The 21,462-nt window shown below is 73.2% G+C and carries 18 protein-coding genes; 8 read left to right on the forward strand and 10 right to left on the reverse strand.

Annotated elements, in window-relative coordinates; all coding sequences use genetic code 11:
* Positions 1 to 132: 132 nt before the first annotated feature.
* Positions 133 to 1,392, forward strand: coding sequence for a bifunctional helix-turn-helix transcriptional regulator/GNAT family N-acetyltransferase (locus C6361_RS14010; protein ID WP_234359485.1), 1,260 nt, complete (start codon positions 133 to 135; stop codon positions 1,390 to 1,392).
* Between the two features lie 24 nt (positions 1,393 to 1,416).
* On the opposite strand, the gene C6361_RS14015 is transcribed toward C6361_RS14010, so the two are convergent.
* A complete protein-coding gene (locus C6361_RS14015) occupies positions 1,417 to 2,673 on the reverse strand; it encodes an erythromycin esterase family protein (RefSeq protein WP_107268022.1) in 1,257 nt (418 codons plus the stop codon).
* Positions 2,674 to 2,747: 74 nt separating this feature from the next.
* Between C6361_RS14015 and C6361_RS14020 the strand changes: the two genes are divergently transcribed.
* The gene (locus C6361_RS14020; protein WP_107257999.1) at positions 2,748 to 2,939 is read left to right on the forward strand and encodes a DUF2795 domain-containing protein; all 192 of its coding nucleotides are present in this window, start codon (positions 2,748 to 2,750) and stop codon (positions 2,937 to 2,939) included.
* Positions 2,940 to 2,950: 11 nt separating this feature from the next.
* Here the strand turns inward: C6361_RS14020 and C6361_RS14025 are convergent, their stop codons facing one another.
* The 5 genes from C6361_RS14025 to C6361_RS14045 all read right to left on the reverse strand — a co-directional run bounded on the left by C6361_RS14025 (position 2,951) and on the right by C6361_RS14045 (position 9,921).
* Positions 2,951 to 3,607, reverse strand: coding sequence for a response regulator transcription factor (locus C6361_RS14025; RefSeq protein ID WP_107257998.1), 657 nt, complete (start codon positions 3,605 to 3,607; stop codon positions 2,951 to 2,953).
* The gene (locus C6361_RS14030; protein WP_107268023.1) at positions 3,571 to 5,499 is read right to left on the reverse strand and encodes a sensor histidine kinase; all 1,929 of its coding nucleotides are present in this window, start codon (positions 5,497 to 5,499) and stop codon (positions 3,571 to 3,573) included. The genes C6361_RS14025 and C6361_RS14030 overlap by 37 nt, the downstream gene beginning before the upstream one ends.
* Before the next feature lie 318 nt (positions 5,500 to 5,817).
* Positions 5,818 to 6,723 (reverse strand): Gfo/Idh/MocA family protein, encoded by a 906-nt coding sequence (locus C6361_RS14035; RefSeq protein ID WP_107257997.1) that lies wholly within the window; start codon positions 6,721 to 6,723, stop codon positions 5,818 to 5,820.
* A 74-nt stretch (positions 6,724 to 6,797) separates the two neighbouring features.
* Positions 6,798 to 7,526: a hypothetical protein gene (locus C6361_RS14040; protein ID WP_107268024.1), complete on the reverse strand. Its 729-nt coding sequence runs from the start codon at positions 7,524 to 7,526 to the stop codon at positions 6,798 to 6,800.
* A gap of 109 nt (positions 7,527 to 7,635) precedes the next feature.
* Positions 7,636 to 9,921, reverse strand: coding sequence for a UvrD-helicase domain-containing protein (locus C6361_RS14045; RefSeq protein ID WP_107268025.1), 2,286 nt, complete (start codon positions 9,919 to 9,921; stop codon positions 7,636 to 7,638).
* Between the two features lie 267 nt (positions 9,922 to 10,188).
* Here C6361_RS14045 and C6361_RS14050 point away from each other — a divergent pair, with 267 nt between their 5' ends.
* Positions 10,189 to 10,554, forward strand: coding sequence for a hypothetical protein (locus C6361_RS14050; protein ID WP_107257994.1), 366 nt, complete (start codon positions 10,189 to 10,191; stop codon positions 10,552 to 10,554).
* On the forward strand, positions 10,547 to 10,990 hold the full coding sequence (locus C6361_RS14055; RefSeq protein WP_369931388.1) for a hypothetical protein: 444 nt from the start codon (positions 10,547 to 10,549) through the stop codon (positions 10,988 to 10,990). The genes C6361_RS14050 and C6361_RS14055 overlap by 8 nt, the downstream gene beginning before the upstream one ends.
* Before the next feature lie 22 nt (positions 10,991 to 11,012).
* Here the strand turns inward: C6361_RS14055 and C6361_RS14060 are convergent, their stop codons facing one another.
* Positions 11,013 to 12,668 carry an alpha-amylase family protein gene (locus C6361_RS14060; protein ID WP_107268026.1) on the reverse strand — a complete coding sequence of 552 codons (1,656 nt, stop codon included), beginning with the start codon at positions 12,666 to 12,668 and terminating at the stop codon, positions 11,013 to 11,015.
* 159 nt (positions 12,669 to 12,827) lie between these two features.
* On the opposite strand from C6361_RS14060, the gene C6361_RS14065 reads away from it, so the two are divergent.
* Entirely contained in the window at positions 12,828 to 13,490 is a 663-nt protein-coding gene (locus C6361_RS14065; RefSeq protein WP_107268027.1) for a DedA family protein, read from the forward strand.
* A 58-nt stretch (positions 13,491 to 13,548) separates the two neighbouring features.
* On the opposite strand, the gene C6361_RS14070 is transcribed toward C6361_RS14065, so the two are convergent.
* Both C6361_RS14070 and C6361_RS14075 read right to left on the reverse strand, forming a co-directional pair.
* Positions 13,549 to 14,940 (reverse strand): chitinase, encoded by a 1,392-nt coding sequence (locus C6361_RS14070; protein WP_107270943.1) that lies wholly within the window; start codon positions 14,938 to 14,940, stop codon positions 13,549 to 13,551.
* 267 nt (positions 14,941 to 15,207) lie between these two features.
* The gene (locus C6361_RS14075; protein WP_107257991.1) at positions 15,208 to 16,638 is read right to left on the reverse strand and encodes a carbohydrate-binding protein; all 1,431 of its coding nucleotides are present in this window, start codon (positions 16,636 to 16,638) and stop codon (positions 15,208 to 15,210) included.
* 325 nt (positions 16,639 to 16,963) lie between these two features.
* Between C6361_RS14075 and C6361_RS14080 the strand changes: the two genes are divergently transcribed.
* From C6361_RS14080 to C6361_RS14090, 3 genes are read left to right on the forward strand one after another with little or no spacing between them, the layout of a single operon-like run.
* Positions 16,964 to 18,124, forward strand: coding sequence for a glutamate--cysteine ligase (locus C6361_RS14080; RefSeq protein WP_107270944.1), 1,161 nt, complete (start codon positions 16,964 to 16,966; stop codon positions 18,122 to 18,124).
* Positions 18,117 to 19,487 carry an FAD-dependent oxidoreductase gene (locus C6361_RS14085; protein WP_107268028.1) on the forward strand — a complete coding sequence of 457 codons (1,371 nt, stop codon included), beginning with the start codon at positions 18,117 to 18,119 and terminating at the stop codon, positions 19,485 to 19,487. Before C6361_RS14080 ends, C6361_RS14085 begins: the two co-directional genes overlap by 8 nt.
* Positions 19,488 to 19,530: 43 nt before the next feature.
* Positions 19,531 to 20,130 carry a DUF1707 domain-containing protein gene (locus C6361_RS14090; RefSeq protein WP_107257989.1) on the forward strand — a complete coding sequence of 200 codons (600 nt, stop codon included), beginning with the start codon at positions 19,531 to 19,533 and terminating at the stop codon, positions 20,128 to 20,130.
* Between the two features lie 13 nt (positions 20,131 to 20,143).
* Here the strand turns inward: C6361_RS14090 and C6361_RS14095 are convergent, their stop codons facing one another.
* Positions 20,144 to 21,415, reverse strand: coding sequence for an ArsB/NhaD family transporter (locus C6361_RS14095; RefSeq protein ID WP_107268029.1), 1,272 nt, complete (start codon positions 21,413 to 21,415; stop codon positions 20,144 to 20,146).
* Positions 21,416 to 21,462: the final 47 nt, after the last annotated feature.

The raw sequence follows: 21,462 nt of genomic DNA on the forward strand, positions 1-21,462 counted from the left end.
CCGTGGGCGGTGCGGGGCCGTCCCGGCCGGCCGCCGCCGACGTCGCAGCGGCCGGCACTGCGCTTCTCCACCTGTCGTCGCGGCGCCGCCGCAGGACTGACCGCCGAAAGATCTCTGACTATAGTCAGAGGAATGACCGGGATTTCTGCCCAGGGGACCATGCTCGACCAGGCGCGGTCGGTCCGCGACTTCAACCGCTACTACTCGCAGCGGATCGGGCTGCTCACCGACCGCTACCTCGGGCAGGATCGACCACTCAGCGAGGCCCGGCTGCTCTACGAGATCGGCACCGGCGCCACCGTCCGCGACCTGCGCAGCCGGCTCGGCTGGGACTCCGGCTACCTCAGCCGGTCGCTCCGCTCCCTCGAAGGGCAGGGCCTGGTCCAGCTTCGGGCACACGAGACGGACGGCCGGGTCCGGGTGGCCGAACCGACCGACGCCGGCAGCGCCGAACTCGCCGAACTGGAGCGCCGCTCGACCGCCGCCGCCGGCCAACTGCTGGCCCCGCTCACCGCAGCCCAACGGGCGGAACTGATCACCGCCCAGCAGCGGGTCCGCCGGCTGCTCCGGCTGGCCGCCGTCACCGTCGAGCCGACCGACGCCGGCTCGGCCACCGCCCGGGAGTGCCTGACCGGGTACGCCGCCGAACTGTCCACCAGGTTTCCCGAGGGGTACGACAGCCGGGCGCTGGCAGACCCGGCCGAACTCGGCGGGACCGGCGGCGCCTTCCTGGTCGCGTACGAGCAGGGGCACCCGATCGGCTGCGGCGGAATCCGTACCCTCGCCCCGGGCGTCGCGGAACTCTGCCATCTCTGGGTGCACGGCGACGCCCGTGGCCTGGGGCTCGGCCGCCGACTCCTCGCCGAGTTGGAAGGAGAGGCGGCGGCCCGTGGCCTGCACACCGTGCGGCTGGGCACCCACCGATCGCTGCCCGAGGCGGCGGCGCTCTACCGCTCGGCCGGCTACCGGCAGATCCCGGTGTACGGCGACAGCCCGTACAACCAGCTCTGCTTCGAGCGGAGGCTCGCCGGCGACGTACCCGAAGGTCCGCTGCCGTCGCTCGACGGCCGGCGGTTCCGCGCGGTGGCCGAGGTCGACGGCGGCGAGGTCGGGGCCGCGACCGTCTTCGACTACCGCGAGCGCGGCGGGGAGATCTCGGCGGTGTACTCCGGCGGCAGCATCCGGAGCGGCCACCTGGTCGGCACCCGGGACGGCGACAGCCTCGACTTCCGCTACGTGCAGCTGAACACCGCCGGTCACACCTCCACCGGTCACTGCCGCAGCCGGATCTCGCTGCTGCCCGACGGCCGCCTACGCCTACACGAAACCTGGACCTGGGAATCCCGCGAAGGCTCCGGCACCAGCACCGTCGAGGAAATCCCCTACCGGTGACCCACTTCAGACAGCCCGCACATGTCACACCCCCGACGGGTACGTCTCCAGCTCGCCCGGGGCGGTGGGGGCGGGGAGCGGGTGCAGGGCGGTGGTGTGGTCGCACCAGATGAAGGCGTCGTACCGGTCGCCGAGCCGGGTCGGCACGTAGTTGCCCCACGCCTCGAAGGACGGGTCGTAGACCACCCCGATCGCCCGGTGGTCGGCCTCCTCGTCCAGCCAGTCCGGCCGGTCGCCAGAGTCGAAGACCAGCAGCGCGCGCTCGGGCAGCAGGTGGTGCAGCCGCTCCTCGATCGACCCGGCCCGGGCCACCGGCACCGTCATCACCTCGGCCGGCGCGCCCCACCGGTTGGCGGCGACCACACTGCCCTGATAGCTGCCGAAGCCGACCAGCACCACGTCGTCGGTGCCGTGCCGCTCGCGGGCGAGCTGGCCGATGTTGACCATCCCACCGGCGGCCATGTCGGTGGCCCGGGCATCCCCGACGTGCGTGTTGTGCGCCCAGACCACCGCCCGGGCCTGCGGGCCGTACCGGTCCAGCAGCCGGTCGAGGGTGTCGACCATGTGCCTGTCCCGGACGTTCCAGGACTGCGGACCACCGCCGACCATCGCCCGGTAGTACTTCTCCGCGCCGGCCACCACCTCCGCGTTCTGCCAGGCGGAGAAGGCGTCGGCACCGTCGGCGGCGGCCCGTTCCCGGGTACGCGCCAGCAGCCGTACCACCTCTTCCTCACAGCGGGCCGAGACGAACCGGCTCGCCAGCCCGTACTCCTCGATCCGGGTGCCGTACGGCTCGAAGCACCGGTACGCCTCCTGGGCGGTCTCCAGCGACGCCGGATCCTCCTCGCCCAGGTAGTCCAGGATCGCCTGCATCGAGTCCCACAGGCTGTAGACGTCGAGCCCGTGGAAGCCGGCCCGCTGCCCGTCCGGCCGGTCCAGGTTCCAGGCCCGCAGCCAGCGGCAGAACCGGGACACCTCGGCGTTCGCCCACATCCAGGTCGGCCACCGCTCGAACCGTTCCAGCGCGCGCTGCGGGTCGTCGTCCCCGCCCGGGGCGCCGGTCACGGAGCGGTGCGCCAGGTCGCAGTCCGGCCAGTCGCCCTCGACGGCGACGAACGAGAAGCCGCACTCGGCGATCAGCCGCCGGGTCAACTGCTCGCGCAGCCGGTAGTAGTCGTACGTGCCGTGGCTCGCCTCGCCGAGCATCACCACCCGGGCCGAGCCGATACGCTCCAACAGCGGGTCGAAGTCGTCCGGGGCCCCGAGCCGGTGAACCTGCATGGGCGGCGGCTACCCGGCGGACCGGCCGGGTAAACGCCGGGTGTGGCGGGGCCGGGATCGGGTATTCGACCAGCATGCGAGCTAACGCGATGCAGTTGCAGGAGTCGCTCGCCGGTCTGGACTACCCGGTGTCGAAGGAGGACCTGGTGCGCTGGGCCCAGGAGACCGGCGTCGACACCCAGACCCTGAAGTTGCTCCAGTCGCTGCCGGCCGAGCAGTTCCAGACCCCGGCCGACATCGGCGACGCGATCATCGAACTCTCCTGACGGGACCGGCTTCAGCCGCCGGCAGCGCCGTTCAGGTACGCCAGCACGGCGAGTACCCGACGGTTGTCGTCGTCCGACTGCGCCAGGTCGAGCTTGCCGAAGATGCTGGCGGTGTGCTTGCCGACCGCGCTCTCGCTGAGAAAGAGCCGCTGCCCGATCGCGCTGTTGGAGCGTCCCTCCGCCATCAGCTCCAGCACCTCCCGCTCCCGGGGCGTCAACCGGGCCATCGGGGCGTCCCGGCTGCTCCGGGCGACCAGCTTGGCGATCACGTCCGGGTCCATCGCCATGCCGCCGCCGGCCACCCGGCGTACCGCGTCGACGAACTGCTCCGCGTTGAAGACCCGGTCCTTGAGCAGGTAGCCGACCCCGCCGGTGCCGTCGGCGAGCAGTTCCCGGGCGTAGAGCTGCTCGACGTGCTGGGAGAGGACCAGCACCGGCAGTCCGGGCACCTCCCGACGGGCCGCCAACGCCGCCTGGAGACCCTCGTCGGTCTGGGTCGGCGGCAGGCGTACGTCCACCACGGCGACGTCGGGGCGCAGCTCCAGCAGCGCCGCCAGCAGCTCCGGACCGGTCTCCACCGCCGCCACCACGTCGAAGCCGTGCGCGGTCAGCATCCGGGCCAGGCCGTCCCTCAGGAGATAGAGGTCCTCGGCGAGGACAACGCGCACGGCACCTCCAGTTTCACCGCCGTCGGGCCGCCCGGCGGACTGCTCAGGTCGACGACGCCGTCGAATGTACCGAGCCGGCGGGCGATGCCGCGCAGCCCACTACCCCGCGCCTCGTCCGCGCCGCCCCGCCCGTCGTCGGCGACCACGACCCGCAGCCGGCCGTCGGCGTACCCGAGATCGACGGTGATCCGGGCGGCGCGGGCGTGCTTCACCGCGTTGGTGAGCAGTTCGCTCACCGCGAAGTAGACCGCCGACTCGATCGGCGGCTCCGGCCGGCCGGGCAGCTCGACGGTGACCTCGGTCCGGACCGGGGTGTCCAGGGCGAGCGCCCGGACGGCGTCGACGAGCCCGCGCTCGGCGAGTACCGGCGGATGGATCCCCCGGACCAGGTCGCGCAGCTCGATGAGCGCCTTGGCCGACGCCTGCCGCGTCTCGGCCAGCAGCGCCCGGGCGGCCTGCAGATCCTTGTCCAGCAGGTATTCGACGTTGCCGAGGTTGATGCCCATCGCCACCAGCCGGGCCTGGGCGCCGTCGTGCAGGTCGCGTTCGATCCGGCGCAGCTCGGCCGCCTGGGTCTCGGTGGCGTCGGCCCGGGTCTCGGTGAGCCGCTGCACCCGCAGCGCCAGCCGGGCCTTGGCGGTCGGGGCGAGCAGCAGCGCGGCCCACCGGCCGTTGACCCGGAGCATCGCCGGGGCGGCCAGCAGGCCGAGCGCGGCCAGGGCCAGCCCGACCGGGATCGCCGCCGCATCGGAGCCGGCGACCGAGGCGTACCAGTCGGTGCCGCCGTCGGCCCGCAGCCCGACCAGCGTCCAGAGCCTCGGCATGGCCAGCCCGAAGATCCCGTAGCCGATCGCGGCCAGCGGGGCGGCCAGGGAGAGCCCGCCGACGATCGGGTCGAGCAGCAGCCAGCCGAAGTCCCGCCAGCTCGCCGGGTCCCGGGTGAGCCAGCGCAGCCGCAGGCCGTACGCCGCCCACCGCTCGGTCTGGTAGAGGTTGTTGCCGACCTGGTAGCGGCCGTCCGGGCGAGGGTCCGGCACCGCCGGCCGGGGCAGGTACGGCGACTCCACGGCCACCCCGCTCCACTGCCCGGCCAGCCGTCGGCGCAGTTCCGGCAGCGGGCGGATGTTCTCGATCACGGGTGGCAGCACCGGCACGACGCCGAGGCCGTAGGTCAGCACCAGGGCGACGACGGAGATCGCGGCCAGCGGCAGGGCGAGCAGGCTCAGCCCGAGCAGGGAGAGGAGCCGGAGCAGCAGCAGGAGTTGTCGGCCGTACCAGACCCGGAGGCGGCCGGGCTGCCGCTGCGTCGGCGCCAGCCACCAGCGGGTCCACGCCAGGTGCAGGGTACGCAGCCACGGGGCCAACGCCAGCCCGGCGGCGGCGAGGGCGAGTCCGGCCGGTACCGCCCACCAGTGCCGGTCGGCGGCGGTCACCGCGTACCAGCCACCGGCGCCGACCAGCGCGACCGGCAGGCCGCCGAGCAGTAGCCCGGCCGCCGGGGTGAGGGCCATCCAGGCCAGGTCCCGATAGGTGGCCGGGTCGCCGAGGAGCCAGTCCAGCAGGCGGAGGAACGCCGGGACCCAGGGCCGCCGGTAGAGCCGGTTCTCGTGCGGATAGCGCCCGTCCGCCTCCGGCTGCGGCGGCGCCGGTCGGGGCCGGTACGGCGAGCCGACCGGCTCGGAGCCGGCGCCGGCCAGCCGCCGGACCAGGTTGGTCAGGTGCCGCCCGGCCAGGATCGGCAGCGGCAGCAGGAAGAGCAGGCCGAGCCCGAATCCCGGCACGAAGAAGACCAGGTGCACCAGGAGCGCCACCGCCCCGGCCAGGCCCAGCCCGGCCAGCGCCGCCCCGTGCAGCAGGGCGAGCCCGGCGGCGCGTACCGCTCCGGTTTTCATGCGGTCAAGTCTGGCCGGTCCGGGCCGGCGGCGGCAGTGCGGTAACGCGCCGGCCGGGGGTGGGGTTAGCTACACCTCCGCCCGGCGTCCGGCCCCATTCCGGCGACCACCGGATATTCCTAGCGTTCCTGGCAGGAACAACCCGGCGTAGCGGGCGGACGGAGCTGCTCCGGCCCGAGCACCGTCCCCTCCCGGTGGCTCGCCCGTCCCGCCGCGCCGACCCCCGGGGTCGGGCCGTCACGGGGCGGCCCGACCCCGGCGGACGGGTCGTGCTCGCCGGCTCGGGCCGGCCGGCGGCGGACAGCGTCGGCGCCGGGATCAGGACGGCAGGGTGACGGTGCGGCGCTGCTCGCGGGCGGTCTGCGCGGCGGCGAGCACCGACACCACGTCCCGGCCGAACCGCACGTCGCACTGCTGGTCGCGGGTGCCGCTGTCGACCTCGGTGCAGAGTTGCTCGATCGCCAGCCGGAGCGCGTCCACCGGCGTGCTGTCCCGCTCCGGCAGCACCGCGATGCCGTCGTCGCCGTAGAAGGCGAACTCGACGGTGGTCGAGGCGGGTGGGGCGTCCAGGGCCAGCGACAGGGTGCTGGTCGCGCTCTCGCCGTGCGCCAGCGTCAGGTGCACGCTGTTGCGGGGGCCGCTCATCGCGGCGACCTCGGTCACCTCGCCGAGGACCGGCAGGACCAGCGAGAGCGCGTGCGGGCCGACGTCCCAGAGCGCGCCCTCGGTGCGCCGCCAGGCCGATCCGCCGTACGGGTTGCCGGGCTGGAAGATCGACGCGTAGTGCACGCCCCGGGCGCTCTGCCAGCCTCCGGTCGCCGCCGCGCTGGCCAGGAAGGTGGAGATGGCCGGCTGGAAGCGGTTGGTGAAGAAGACCACCGAGGCGACTCCGCTCTGTGCGGCGGCCGCCACCACCCGGTCGGCGTCCGGCAGGCTCAGCGCCAGCGGCTTGTCCAGCAGCAGGTGCCGGCCGGCGGTGGCGGCCCGTACCGCCAGATCGGCCTGCACGTCCGGCGGCAGCGCCACCGAGACCGCCTGCACGTCCTCGATCAGCGCGTCGGCGTCGGCGTAGGCCGGCACGCCGTAGCGGTCGGCCAGCGCCTCGGCCTTGGCCGGGTCCCGGCCCCAGACTCCGGCGAGGCGGGCCCGGGGATGCCCGGCGAGCGCGGCCGCGTGCACCTCCGCCGCCCAGTGACCGGTGCCGAACAGTCCGAACGTGAGCACGGGTATCCCCTCTTCGCGCCGCTTTGAGCAGGGAATTCTTCCTAACACACCGGACCGGGGCGCAGCCGGCCGACCTAGCCGGCCCGCCGTCGGCGCCGCCGTCGGGTCCGGCCGCGCCGCTGCTCGAACCGCTGGACGGTGTGGTACGCCTCCCGCGCCTCGGCGACCGACCGGTTCGCCTCGGAGAGCAGTTCCCAGGCGGCCGCCTCGGCGCTGCTGACCTCCTGCTCGGCGCGCCGGGCCAGCGCGGCGGTCCGGTCGTACGCCCGGCGCGCCTCGGCCAGCCGCATCCGGGCGAGGTCGAGCAGCCGCTCCCGCTCCTCCTGCGCCGGGTCCCAGTTTCCGGTACGCCGGAACACCTCACGAAGTTGCGGCAGTGAGAGATCCCCGCGCCGGTACGCCGCCAGCGCCGCCCGGCCCACCGCCCGGTCCCGTTCCGGATCGGATCCGGTGTCGGCGGCCGGTGCCCTGCTCGCCTCCTCCCGACCGGCGAGTACCGCCTGCCAGGCCCGGTCGTACTCCCGCTCGGCCGTCTCCTGGTAGGCCCACGCCTCGTCCCGGTGCCGTTCCGCCTCGGCCAGCGCCACCCGGGCGGCGGCGGCGATCGCGGCGGCCCGGCCGGCGTCGGTCTGGGTCGCCACCGCGTACGCCTCCAGCTCCTCGGCGGCGGCGCGCAGCCGCTCCGGGTCGGGTCGCGGTGTCCTCGGCCGGTCCGCCACCACGGCGAGGACGAGGAGGGAGAACAGCACCACACCACCGGCGATCAGCAGCGCGGAGAGCGCGTCGATGCCGGACAGGTCCACGCGGAGGGGCTCCCGGTGAGGTGGCGGTCGGGGTGCCGCCAATCATAGAAGGTGCTGATAATCCGGTCATGATCGCCCGGTCCCCCGGTACGCCCCGAACCGGTCGACGTCACTCCCGCAGGGCCTCGGGCAGCGGCTTGCGGTGCAGCACCACCAGGCCGGCGACGGCCCGGGTCAGCACGACGTAGAGCCGGTTGAGACCGCGCGGTTCGGCGGCCACGATGTCGGCCGGCTCGACCACGACCACGTGGTCGTACTCCAGCCCCTTGCAGAGGCTCGCCGGCACGACGGCGACACCGGGGGCGTCGACGAGCCCGGCGAGTTCGTCGGCCGTCTCGTCGGCGGCGATGACCGCGACCGTCGTGTCGGGCGGGGCCTGCCCGGCCGCCGCCCGGACCGCCGCGTGGAGATCGTCGACCTGCCGCACCGACAGCGTCCCGCCGGGCCGGTACGAACGGGTCGGCGCGATGCCGGGGGCGAGGACCCGGGCCGCGTACTCCGCGACGACCTGCGGTACCCGGTATCCGGTGTTCAGCTCCAGCGTCCGTACCTCGCGCTTGGCGAGCCGGGCGAGCAGTGCGGGCCAGGAGTCGACCGCCAGCGGGTGGGTCGCCTGCCCGAGATCGCCGACGACCGTCATCGAGGCGTACTCGGCCCGGCGGGCGATCATCCGGCACTCCATCGGTGACAGGTCCTGCGCCTCGTCGAGGATCACGTGCAGGTAGGGGTCGCCGATCGACGACTCGTCCTCGGGCTCCGGCACCGGCAGCGGTTCGGCGAGCACCGGCACGTAGCCCTCCTCGCCGTGCGGGTCGTACCCGTCGGTCCAGCCGACCACCCGGTGCCCCTCCCGGAGGATGACGGCCTCGGCCCAGCGCTGGGCGGCGCCGACCGCGTCGTTGTCGATCCCCGGTCCGGCGAGGGCGATCGGGGTCGGGTGCCCCGGCGCGTACAGCTCCCAGCCGTCGCGCAGGCCGGTGCCGAGCACGAAGGTGTGCACGACCCGGGTACCGGTGCTCAGCTCGCGCAGCCGCCACTCCGGCTCCGGTGCCCTCGGCGCGGCGGGCGGCTCGCCGAGCAGTTGGGTCAGCTCGTCGAGGAGCGGCACGTCGTCCACGGACCAGTCGCCGGGCCGGCCCCGGTAGGAGTCGGCGAGCAGTTCAGCGGCCCGGTCGTCCAGGCCGACCACCCGGGCGGGGTCGGCGAGCCAGCCGAGTACGGCCGTCGGGGTCAGCACCGGCCACCAGGCCTGGAGGAACCGGCGGAACTCGCCCCGGTCGCCGACCTCCTCGGTGAAGAGTCGCCGGTCGAGGTGCTCGCCGTCGACCCTGCTCCAGAGGACATCCAGCAGAACCGCGGCGGCGGCCTGGCGGGCGGCGTTCGGCAACGTGCCGGTCGTCTCGCACCGCTCCCGTACCCGACGGCGGGCCGCCGGCAGGTCGTCGCCGTCCACCGTGAGCACCTGCCCGGCGTAGACGAGGCGCAGCCGGTCCGGCGCCGTCGGCGGCGTCTGCCAGATCAGCTCGGTGAGCACGTCCCGGATCCGCTCGCTGCCCTTGATCCGGGCGACCTCCGCCCGGTCCCGGCGGGTGGCGGCCACCCCGTCGACGAGTTCGCCGAGGGCACGCAGGTGCACGCTCTCCTCGCCGAGCGAGGGCAGCACCCGGCCGATGTAGTTGGTGAAGACCGTCGAGGGGCCGACCACCAGGATGCGACCGTCGGTGAACCGGCCCCGGTCGGTGTAGAGCAGGTACGCCGCCCGGTGCAGGGCCACCTGCGTCTTGCCGGTCCCCGGCCCGCCGGTGATCAGCGTGACGCCCCGGGCCGGCGCCCGGATGGCCTCGTCCTGTTCCCGCTGGATCGTGGTGACGATGTCGCGCATGTGCGGGCCACGGGAGCGGCGCAGCGCGGCCAGCAGCGCACCCTCGCCGAGTACCCGCAGGTTGCCGGCGTCGTCCGGGGACAGCACGTCGTCGTCGAGGTCGACGACCTGCGGACCCCGGCAGATGATCACCCGGCGGCGTACCACGCCGAGCGGCTCTCCCGGGGTGGCCCGGTAGAACGGCGCGGCGGCGGGTGCCCGCCAGTCGATCAGGAGCGGTTCGGTGCCCTCTCGTACGCCCAGCCGCCCGATCCGGTAGGTCTCGCCGTCGTCGAAGTCGAGCCGGCCGAAGACCAGGCCCTCCGCTTCGGCGTCGAGCGCCCGCAGCCGGGTGGCGGCCCGGTGCGCCATGGCGTCGCGCTCCACCAACCCGGTGAGCGGGCCGGCGGCCGCCCGCTGCCTACCCTCGTCGGCGAGGGCGGTCGCCTGCTTCCGCAGCACGTCGAGCCGCGCGTAGACCCGGTCGACGACCTGTTGTTCGGCGGCGATCTCCTGAGTTCGGGCGTCGGACACAGTGCTCCCCCGGTGAGTCCAAGCGTGGCTTCCGGCGAGCATATGTACGGTTCAGGGCTGAGAAATCATCATTCGCGCCGACGCGAACCAGCTTGCCAGGCCGATATCATGAGAGTGGCCCGAGGAGATCGGATAGGCGGTCGACCTGTGCCTCCGCCCCGGTCACCGGCGCTACTACGCCGGTTAGTAGACTGCGGCGGTGAGCCGAGACCGGTCCCGCGCCGCCGCGCCGCCCTCGCGCACCGGCGTACACCCCGGGGCCGGCCGATGAACGACTTCCTGGTCGCGTCCTCGATCGTGCTCTCGCTCGTACTCGCCGGCTGGAGCCTGGTCACGACCATGCGCAACCGGCCGCCGGACGTCTCCCACCTCGCCGGCCTGGCCGTGCTGGAGCTGGTGCTGCTGGCGCTCGCCGCCGCGGCGGTGGTCGCCTGGATCGGCGGCGAGCAGCCCGCCGAGGCCGGCACCTTCGCCGGCTACCTGGTCACCCTGGTCTGCCTGCCGCCGCTGGCCGGCGTGCTGGCTCGGATGGAACCGACCCGTTGGGGCTCGGTGATCGTCACCGTCGTCTGCCTGGTGATCCCGGTGGTCGTGGTACGCCTGCAACAGACCTGGCAGCTCCCCGGTGGCTGAGCCGGTGACCACCGAGCCGGCGACCTCCGGCACACCGCCCAGACGGGTCAACAGCGGTCCGGGGCGGGCGCTGGTCGCCGTCTACATCCTCTTCGCCATCGCCGCGAGCTGCCGGGCCGGGGTGCAGATCATCACCAAGTTCGACGAGGCGCCGGTCGCGTACCTGCTCTCCGCGCTCGCCGCGGCGATCTACATCGTCGCGACCGTCGGGCTGGCCCGGGGCGACCGGGTCGGGCGCCGCACCGCGCTGGTCTGCTGCACCGTGGAACTCGCCGGGGTGCTCAGCGTCGGGGCGTTGAGCCTGCTCGACCCGGCGCTCTTCCCGGACGACACCGTCTGGTCGGACTTCGGCGGCGGCTACGGCTACATCCCGCTGGTGCTCCCGGTGCTCGGCCTGCTCTGGCTGCGCCGCAGCCGGCCCGCCCGACCCGCCTGAGCCGCCGCCCGCCGGGACCGGGTCACTCGACCAGGTCGGAGCGGTACAGCCGGATCCAGCGGTAGCCGTACCCGGCCAGTTCCAGCGCGTCGAGCTTGCCCACCGGCGGGTACTCCCGGTCGGCGAGTACGTCGATCGGCATGTCCGCCTCCGGCAGCAGCGCGCCCAGGTTGACCACGGCCGGCCGGGTACCGAGGTTGTGCAGGAAGAGCATGCAGCCGGTCGGGCCGTCGGCGCGGTGCGCGAGCACCCCGTGCGGCATCTCCTGGTCGACGTGCGTGCACGAGCCGGAGCCGACCTCGGGCGCCTCCCGCAGGGTACGGATCATCCGCTCGAACCAGGCCAGCAGGGACTTCGGGTCGTGCCGCTGCGCGGTGACGTTGACCCGCTCGTAGCCGAACTCGCCGCTGTCGATCACCGGCCGGACCAGCTTGTCGGCCGGGGCGCTGGAGAAGCCGGCGTTGGGCTTCCCGGACCACTGCATCGGGGTACGGATCGACTCCCGACCCGGCAGCGACAGGTCCTCCCCCATCCCGATCTCCTCGCCGTAGCGGAGCACCGGCGTGCCGCGCAGCGAGAACTGGAGGGCGTACGCCATCTCGATCCGACGCCGGTCGTTGCCGAGCATCGACGCGAGCCGGCGCCGGATGCCCCGGTCGTAGATCCGCATGTTCTCGTCCGGGCCGAACTCCGCGTAGACCTGGGCCCGCTGCTCGGCGGTGAGCCGGGAGAGGTCGATCTCGTCGTGGTTGCGCAGGAAGGTGGCCCACTGGGCACCGGGCGGCAGCGCCGGGGTGTCCCGCAGCGCGTCGACGATCGGCTCCGGGTCCTGCCGGGCCAGCGCGAGCATCAGCCGGCCGTTCAGCATGAAGTCGAAGAGCATGTGCAGCCGGTTCGCGGAGCCGCCGCTGTCGCCGAAGTAGTCGACGAGCTGCGCCGGCTGCACGTTCGCCTCGGCCAGCAGCAGCGCGTCGGCCCGCCGCCACTGGACGTGCTGGCGCAGCTCGGTCAGGAACTCGAAATCCTTCGGCGAGTCCGGGTTGCCGGGCTCGGTCAGCTCGATGATGAACGGCGCCGCGTCGATCCGGAATCCGGCCACCCCGAGCTGGAGCCAGAACGACATGATCTTCTTGACCTCGGCCCGTACCGCCGGGTTGCCGAAGTTGAGGTCCGGCTGGAAGCGGTAGAAGCGGTGGTAGAACCACGCCTTCGCGGTCCGGTCGTAGCTCCAGGTCTCGTCCTGCTCGCCGGGGAAGACCATGCCCTGACGCCGGTCCGGTGGCGCCTCGTCGGACCAGACGTACCAGTCCCGGTACGGCGAGTCGGGCGAGGAGCGGGCGGAGACGAACCACGGGTGCTGGTCCGAGGTGTGGTTGACGACGAGGTCGATGATGACCTTGATGCCCCGGTTGGCGGCCTGGTGCAGCAGCTCCGCGAAGTCGCCCAGGGTGCCGAGCCGGGGGTCGACGCCGTAGAAGTCGGTGGCGTCGTAGCCGTCGTCGCGCTGGGTCGAGGGATGGATCGGGTGCAACCAGAGACAGGTCACCCCGAGCCGGGCCAGGTAGTCGAGGCGGCCGATCAGGCCCCTGATGTCGCCGATCCCGTCGCCGTCCGAGTCGGCGTACGTGTCGATGTCGAGGCAGTAGACGACCGCCTCCGCGTACCACCGGTCCGTCATGACGGAAGCTCATTTCCGATCGGCCGGCTCGGCAAACCGGATCGGTGTGCCGGACCGTCGCGGCGGCGGGTGTAACCGGGGCGATCTCGGGGTACGCAGACCTCTTCTCCCGGGCTTTCCCTGAGCCGACCTACGAGCCTACGAAGGAGTGGGTGCGCCGTGGCCCTCGCCCAGGACGTGGACCCGACGCAACTCGGCGGACTGACCGGCTGGATAGCCGGGGTGATCGACGCGATGGGCGTACCCGGAGTGGGTCTGCTGGTCGCGCTGGAGAACATCATCCCGCCGGTGCCGAGCGAACTGGTGCTGGCGATGGCCGGCTACCTGGCCGGCGAGGGCCGGATGAACGTGGTCCTGGTGGCGCTCTCCGCCACCGCCGGATCGGTGCTCGGTGCGCTGCTGCTCTACTGGCTCGGCGCGGCGCTCGGCGAGGACCGGCTCAAGCGCTGGCTGGACCGGATTCCGCTGGTCGACACCGACGACCTGGACCGGGCCGACCGCTGGTTCGAGCGGTACGGCTCGTGGGCGGTCTTCTTCGGCCGGATGATCCCGGTGTTCCGCAGCCTGGTCTCGATCCCGGCCGGCGCCGACCGGATGCCGCTGGGCCGGTTCCTGGTGCTGACCACGCTGGGCAGCGGTCTCTGGAACGCGATCTTCGTCGGCCTCGGCTACGGCCTCGGGTCCCGATGGCAGCAGATCGACAAGTACGCCAGCTACTTCGACTACGGGCTGCTGGCCATCTTCGCGGTCATGATCGGGCTGTGGGTGGTGAAGAAGCTGCGCCGGCGCTCGCACCGACGCCAGGCCGCCAGCACCCGCTGACGACCCGGCACCGGTGCACCGCCGGTGCATCGGCGGTGCACCGCCGGTGCGTCACCGGTCAGGGCAGCGTGTTCAGGTGCGGCCGGACGGTCCGGGCGAAGCTGTTGCCGTTGGCGACGTCCCAGTTGATCGACCAGGTCATCGCGCCCCGGATCCCGGGATAGGTGCGCGGCGGGCGGAAGCTGCCGCAGCTCGTCCCCCTGGCCAGGCAGTCCAGCGCCTGGTTGACCAGGCTCGGTGCGACGATGCCGCCGCCGGCCGCCCCGGGACCGGCGGGCAGCCCGAGCGCCACCTGGTCGGGGCGGAGTCCGGCTTCGAGTTGCAGGCAGGCCAGCGCCGTCATGAAGTTCACCGTGCCCTGGGAGTACGCGAACGACTGGTCGCAGCCGAGCATCGAGCCGGAGTTGTAGAACTGGGTGTGCACGACGGTGAGGATGTCGCGGATGTCCAGGGCCAGCTTGAAGTACGACACCGACGGCGACTGCATGTCGATGGTCTGCGGTGCCATGGTGATGATCAGGCCGGACCCGACCCGGCTGCGCAGTGACCGCAGCGCCTGCGCCATGTACGTCGGGTTGAGCCCGTTCTCCAGGTCGATGTCGACGCCGTCGAAGCCGTACTGCTGGATCAGGCTGTAGACGCTGTTGCTGAAGTTGGTCGCCGAGGCCGCGTCGTTGACGGCGACCCGGCCGGTCTCGCCGCCGACCGAGAGGATCACCTTCTTGCCCCGCGCCTTGACGGTCCGGACGTCGGCGGTGAAGTCGGCGTTGGTGTAGCCGCCGACCGAGGCCGACAGCCCCGGGTCGATGCCGAAGGTGACCGCGCCGGGCGTGCTGGTGGCCTCGGCGAAGGCGACGGCGATCAGGTCGTACTCGGCGGGCACGTCCCGCAGTCGCAGCTCGACCGCCGGGTTGTCGAAGTTGTGCCAGTAGCCGGTCAGGAAGTGCTTGGGCAGCCCGGTCGCGGGCGGGTTGGTCGGCGGGGTGGTCGGTGTCCCGGTGCTGGGTGGCGTCGTCGGCGGGCGGGTGGTCGGCGGGGTGGTCGGCGTGCTGCCGCCGCCGCAGGCCGCGCCGTTGAGGGTGCAGTTGGCCGGGCTGCCGGAGCCGGTGGCGAGGAAGCCGAACGACACCGAGGCGCCGGGCGCGATGCTGCCGTTCCAGGACCGGTTGGTGAAGGTGTGCCGCTGGCCCGAGGAGGTCAGCAGCGCGTCCCAGTAGCTGCCCATCGTGGTGCCGGCGGGCAGGTCGAAGGCGACCGACCAGCCGTTGATGGCGCTGGTGCCGCCGTTGGTGATGGTGTACTTCCCCTCCCAGCCGGAGCCCCAGTCGGAGGTCTTGACGAAGGTCGCGGTCGGCCCGGCGGCGTACGCGGGCAGCGCTCCCCAGGCGACGCCGACCGCCGCCACGAGGCCGGCGACTACGGACAGGACAAGGCTTCTGCGGCGTCTCATGTGGTCCTCCACCGAGCGGTCGGGCATCCACAGCCATCGACTGTCCGCCAATTATTAGGAAGGTTAACTGTTTTTCGCAAGAGGGTGGGCTGCGGCCTCCGCACGGGCCGGAAGACGGTTGCGCACGGAATGGGGACGATGGCGCACGGGTTGGCAGACGGTCGCGCACGCCCGAGGCCGGCGTCTCCGGTGGGCCGAGAAGCCGGAGACGCCGGCCGGACCCGGTCCTGACCGCTCGCGCGGGTCAGCGACGGGACCCTCCCTGGCTCAGCGCCGGAAGGTGAACCAGTTGAGGTTGACGAAGTCCGCCGACTGGCCGCTGCTGAAGGTCAGGTAGACCGTGCGTACCCCGGTCACCGCCGAGACGTTGCCGGGAATCGACTGCCAGCTCTGCCAGCCGCCGGTGTTGCCGACGGCGAAGCTGCCCAGCACCGGACCGGTCGGGCTGTCCACCCGGACCTGCACCAGGCCGCTCACCCCGCCACCGGCACCCGAGGCGACCCGGGCCACGAAGTCCCGGGGCGGCGTCGAACCGAAGTCCACCCGGTCGTAGCGGGCCCAGTCGCCGTTGGCCAGCCAGGCGATGTTCTGGCCGCCCTCGCTGCACGCCTCGACGCCGACACCCTGCTGCCCGTTGTGCGCCTCGGCCTGGATCGTCGAGTACGCGCTCACCGTGCCGCCGGGCGGCGGCGTGGTCGGCGGCGGCGTCGTCGGCGGGTTGGTCGGGTTGGTGCCACCGCCCCGGCTGTACACCGCGACGTAGTCGACCAGCATCGGCCGGCCGGAGACGGTCGCGGAGGTCGGGGTGGTGCCGCCGGCCACGCCGTTCGGGAACGAGCCGCCCATCGCGACGTTGAGCAGCAGGAAGTAGCCGGCGTGGTCGGTCATCTGCGACCAGTACGAGCCGACCTGGGACTGGGTGACGGTGTGGTAGTGCTGGCCGTCGACGTACCAGCGCAGTTGCTGGGGGCTGACCGAGGCGTCCCACTCGAACCGGTAGGTGTGGAACGCCGCCTGGCAGGTCGAGCCGGGGCAGGCCCGCTGGGCGCCGATGCCGTTGAACTCGTTGCACGGCCCGCCGGGCGCGACGCCGCAGTGCAGTACGCCCCAGACCGAGTTGATCCCGTTGACGTTCTCCATCACGTCGAACTCGCCGATCCCCGGCCAGTTCTGGTAGTTCCCCCGGTACGGCGCGCCGAGCGCCCAGAACGCCGGCCAGTAGCCGGCCGCCGCCGCGCCGGTCACGTTCGGCATCTGGATCCGGCCCTCGATCGCCAGCACCCCGCCGGACGGCGGCTTGAAGTTGCTGCGGACCGTCTCGATCCGGGACGAGGTCCACTGGCCGGAGGCGCTGCGGATGGGGGTGATCCGCAGGTTGCCGCTGCCGTCGTGGCTGACGTTGGCGGTGCTGTTGGTGTAGGTCTGGATCTCGCCGGTGCCCCAGTTCGGCGGGCCGCCGGGATAGCTGGTGCCGGTGTCGATGATCCAGTTCGCCGACGAGGGCAGGGTGTTGGCGGCGCCGGTGAAGTCGTCGCCCCAGACCAGGCTCCAGCCGGAGGCCGGGGGCGGGATGGCGGCCCGGGCGGTCACGGTCACGGTGGCGAAGACCGTGGCGAAGAGGGTGGTCACGGCCACCAGCAGCGCGAGGCGCCTTCTGGTGCTCCGGCCGGCGGGTTGGGCGATCCGGGTGGTGGACATGTGCGGGGCCTCTCTACAGGGGACGGGGAGCCCCACGCCGGGACGGGGAGCCCGGCGTGGAGACGGAGCCGAGAGAGCGCTCTCTCAGGAGTTGTACGTCCCCCGTCCCCACCTGTCAACACCCGTCGATGCCTCGCCCCCGGTACGTCCACCGCGACCGTCCCGGCCGCCGGCCCACCGGACAGAAGCACGGGAACAGAAGCACGGGAACAGCCGGATGCCGCGATTGGTCTCCCGGGGAGTTTCCCGGCATCGACACTGAGGGTAATGAACAACCGGTCGCGCCAGCGACGCTGTTCGGATCGAACGACGGGCGGTGATGGTGATGGTGATGCTCGACGGGCTGACCGCACCGGTGCAACCTCTGCCGAACGATGGACCGGAATCGCTGACGGTCGGGGTCGAGGAGGAGTTCCTGCTCGTCGACCCGGTGACCGGCGCGGCGGCACCCGCGGTCGAGGCGGTACTGGCCGAGGTGCCGGACGAACTGCGCGGGCAGGTGCAGCGCGAGTTCCAGACCAGCCAGATCGAGATCGGCACCCCGCCCGGGCTGGAGTTGACCGCGCTGCGGCACTCGCTCGGGCTGCTGCGTACCGGGCTGGCCGACGCCGCCGAGGCGGCCGGCGTACGCCTGGTCGCGGTCGGCACCGGCCCGGTCGACGGCCCGATGCCGCCGCTGGTGGAGAACCCCCGGTTCGACCAGATGATCGAACGGTTCGGACTGCTGGTCCCGTCGCCCGGGGTCAACGGCATGCACGTGCACGTCGGCGTGCCCGAACCGGAGACCGCCGTGCAGGTGCTCAACCACCTCCGCCCGGCGCTGCCGATCCTGCACGCCGCCACCGCGAACTCGCCGTTCTACCAGGGTCGGGACACCGGCTACGCGAGCTGGCGCTCGGTGCTCTGGGAGCGCTGGCCGTCGGTGGCGCCGACCCCCTTCCTGGAGTCGCACGAGCACTACGAGAGCCTGGTCGAGGACCTGATCGGCACCGGGATGATGCTCGACGAGGGGATGCTCTACTGGTACGCCCGGCTGTCGTCGAAGTATCCGACGGTGGAGGTGCGGATCGGCGACGTCTGCCCCGGCCTGGACGACACGATCCTGGTCGCCGCACTGGTCCGGGCCCTGGTCGACACCGCCCTGGCCGACATCGCGGCCGGGGTGCCGGCGCCCCGGGTGTCGCACCACATGCTGGTCGGCGCGCACTGGCGGGCGGCGCACGACGGGCTCGAAGGGCTCGGCGTGGACCCGGTCGACGGCAGCGTACGGCCCGCCTGGCAGCTCATGCGCCGCCTCCTCGACCGGCTCCGGCCGGCCCTCGAACGCCACGGCGACCTGCCGCTGGTCACCGAGCTGCTGAGCCGGTTGCAGGCGCACGGCACCGGCGCCGCCCGGCAGCGGGCCGCCTACGCGCGGCGGCACGAGATCTCCGACGTACTGGACGACCTGGTCCGGCGTACCCGGGGCAGCGCCGGACATGGCTGAGAAGCTGGTGGTGGTCGGCGGCGACGCGGCGGGGATGTCCGCCGCGTCGCAGGCCCGGCGCCGCCGCGACCGGTCCGCGCTGGAGATCGTCGCGTTCGAACGCGGCCACTTCACCTCCTACTCGGCCTGCGGCATCCCGTACTGGGTGGGTGGGCTGGTCGACGACGCGGACCAACTGGTCAGCCGGGACCCGGCGACGTTCCGGGAGGAATTCCAGGTCGACGTCCGGCTCCGGCACGAGGTGGTCGGCATCGACCTGGACCGGCGCGAGGTGGTGGCCCGGGATCTGGAACACGGCGGGCGCGAGGTCCGGGAGGGCTTCGACCAGCTCGTGTACGCCGCCGGCGCCGTACCCGTCACCCCGCCCTGGGCCCGCACCGACGCGGCCGGGGTGTTCGGGGTGCAGACCCTGGACGACGGCGCGGCGCTGATCGACTGGCTGGACGGCGATCCGGCACCGCGCCGGGCGGTGGTGGTCGGCGGCGGCTACATCGGCGTCGAGATGGCCGAGGCGATGATCCAGCGCGGTCTCTCGGTCAGCCTGGTGGAGCGGAGCCCCGAGCCGATGTCGACCGTCGACCCGGACATGGGCGCCCTGGTCCGCAAGGCGCTGGGCGGGCTGGGCGTGGACGTGCGCAGCGGGGTCACCGTGACCGGGCTGGAGACCAGGCAGGGCCGGGTCGCCGCCGTGGTCACCGAGGACGGCACGCTGCCGGCCGACATCGTGGTGCTGGGTCTCGGGGTACGCCCGAACGCCGCCCTCGCGGCCGAGGCCGGGTTGCCGATCGGTCCGACCGGCGGAATCCGGGTCGACCTGCGGATGCGGGTGGTGGACACCCCCGGGGTCTGGGCGGCCGGTGACTGCGTCGAGTCGGTGCACCGGGTCTCCGGGCAGCCCGTCTACGTGCCGCTCGGCACCCACGCCAACAAGCAGGGCCGGGTCGCCGGGATCAACATCGGCGGCGGGTACGCCACCTTCGCCGGGGTGGTCGGCACCGCCGTGACCCGGGTCTGCGACCTGGAGGTGGGGCGTACCGGGCTGCTCGAGAAGGAGGCGACGGCGGCCGGCTTCGAGTTCGTCGCCGTACGGGTCGAGTCGACGAGCCGGGCCGGCTACTACCCCGGGGCGAAGCCGATGACGGTGAAGCTGATCGTCGAGCGGCGCAGCGGGCGGCTGCTCGGTGCGCAGATCGTCGGCCGTTCCGAGGCGGCGAAGCGGATCGACGTGCTGGCGGTGGCGCTCTGGAACCGGATGACCGTGGACGAGATGTCCGGCCTCGATCTCGGCTACGCGCCGCCGTACGCCCCGGTCTGGGATCCGGTACTGGTCGCCGCCCGCAAGGCGGTCGACGCCATCCGCTGAGCGGGCGCCAACGGGTACCCGATGGCCGATAGGCTGTGCCGCCATGGAGCGGGAACCGCAGGACGACGCCGACCGGATCCGGGTCTCCGACCGGGAGCGCGAGCAGGTCGTCGAGTTGCTCGGTACGGCTGCCGCCGAGGGCCGGCTGACCCTGGACGAGTACGCCGACCGGGCCACCGCCGCGCACGCCGCCAAGACCCGGGGTGAACTGGCCCGGCTCACCGACGACCTGCCGACCGGCTCGCCGGCCGCCGCGGTGCCGGCCCGCCGGTCGGAGTCCGCTCTCGCCGGGTCGGCTCCGGAACGGCTGGTCGCGATCTTCGGCAACGAGTCCCGCAAGGGGCGCTGGCCGGTGCCGGCCCGGCTGGAGGCGCGTGCGGTCTTCGGGGACTGTCACATCGAGTTGCAGGACACCACGCTGCCGCATCCGGTGGTCACGATCGAGGCGACCGCGATCTTCGGCTCGGTGACGATCTTCGTGCCGGAGGGGGTGGAGGTCCGGCTCACCGGTACGGCGGTCTTCGGCAGCAAGGAGTCCAAGCTGCGCGGGGATGCCCCGCCCGGCGGTCCGGTGCTGGAGGTGCACTCCAAAGTCATCTTCGGCTCGGTGACCGTACGCCCGCCGAAGCGCCGCTGGTTCTGATCCCGCCGTTCCCTCAGGCGGACTGGGTCAGGTGTAGCGCCGCCCAGAGCGCGACCACCCCGGCGACGAGTCCGGCGGGCGTGCTGAGCACGCCGAGCCGCAGGAAGGTGCCGGTGGCCGGCGGGTCGTCCCGCAGGTGCAGGATGCGCCGCCAGAGCAGGGTGGCCAGCGAGCCGACGTAGTAGAGGTTCGGTCCGACGTTGACCCCGATCAGCACGGCCAGTACCAGGCCCGGCGAGTGAGCGACCGTCGGCACCAGGACCAGGGTCGCCGGCAGGTTGTTGACCAGGTTGGCCAGCAGCGCGGCCAGCCCGGCGACCGCGAGCAGGCCGAGCAGGTCGGCCCGGTGCGGGGCGAGCCGGCCGACCAGGTCGTCGAGGCCGTTGCGGCGTACCGCCAGCACGACGACGCCGAGGGCGAGGACGAAGACGCAGAACAGCGGCTGCGCCTCGGCCACGATCCGGCCGGCGGTACGCAGCCGTTCGGCGCGGCGGGCCCGGACCACCAGCGGTACGCCCAGCAGCACCGCACCGCCCCCGGCCACCCAGCCCGGGTGCAGGTGCAGCGGCTCGGCCGCGACGAAACCGGCCAGCGTCGCGCCGAGTACCCCGAGCGCGTACCGGGGTGGCGGCACCGGTTCGACCGCGCCGGGCCGGGCCGGGGCGGCCAGGTCGGCCCGGAAGAACCGCCGGAACACCAGGTACTCGACGGCGATCACCGCCAGCCAGGACAGCGCCATCGTGGCGGCGAAGCCGGCGAAGGTCAGCCCGCTGGCGGCGAACGCGAGCAGGTTGGTGAGGTTCGACACCGGCAGCAGCAGTGACGCCGAGTTGGCCAGGTGGGCGCAGGCGTAGACGTGCGGGCGGGCGCGTACCCCGCTGGCGGTGGCGGTGGCCAGCACGACCGGGGTGAGCAGGACCACCGTGGCGTCGAGGCTGAGCACCGCGGTCACCGTCGCCGCGATGCCGAAGACCACGGCGAGCAGTCGGGTGGCCGGACGCCGGCCGGAGCCGCCCCGGGCCACCCGTGCGGCGACCGCGCCGGCGTAGCCGAAGACGCCCCAGGCGTCGGCGAGGTGCGCCAGCACGAGGATCGCGGCCAGGAACCCGACCGTCGGCGCCAGCATCGCCAGCTCCGCCCGGGCGGCGGGCCACGGCACCAGGCCGACCGCGACCACCAGGAGCGCCGCCGGCAGTGCGACGGCGGCCTCCGGCAGCCGGCGGGGGCGCAGCACGGCGAATCCGAGTACCGCCGCCAGCAGCATCGCGGCGGTGAGGGTGGGCATCAGGTCGGCAGCCTATGGCCACGGCTCGGCGGCGGACCTGGCCGGAA

It is taken from the genome of Plantactinospora sp. BC1 (assembly GCF_003030345.1).
GTDB lineage: Bacteria > Actinomycetota > Actinomycetes > Mycobacteriales > Micromonosporaceae > Plantactinospora.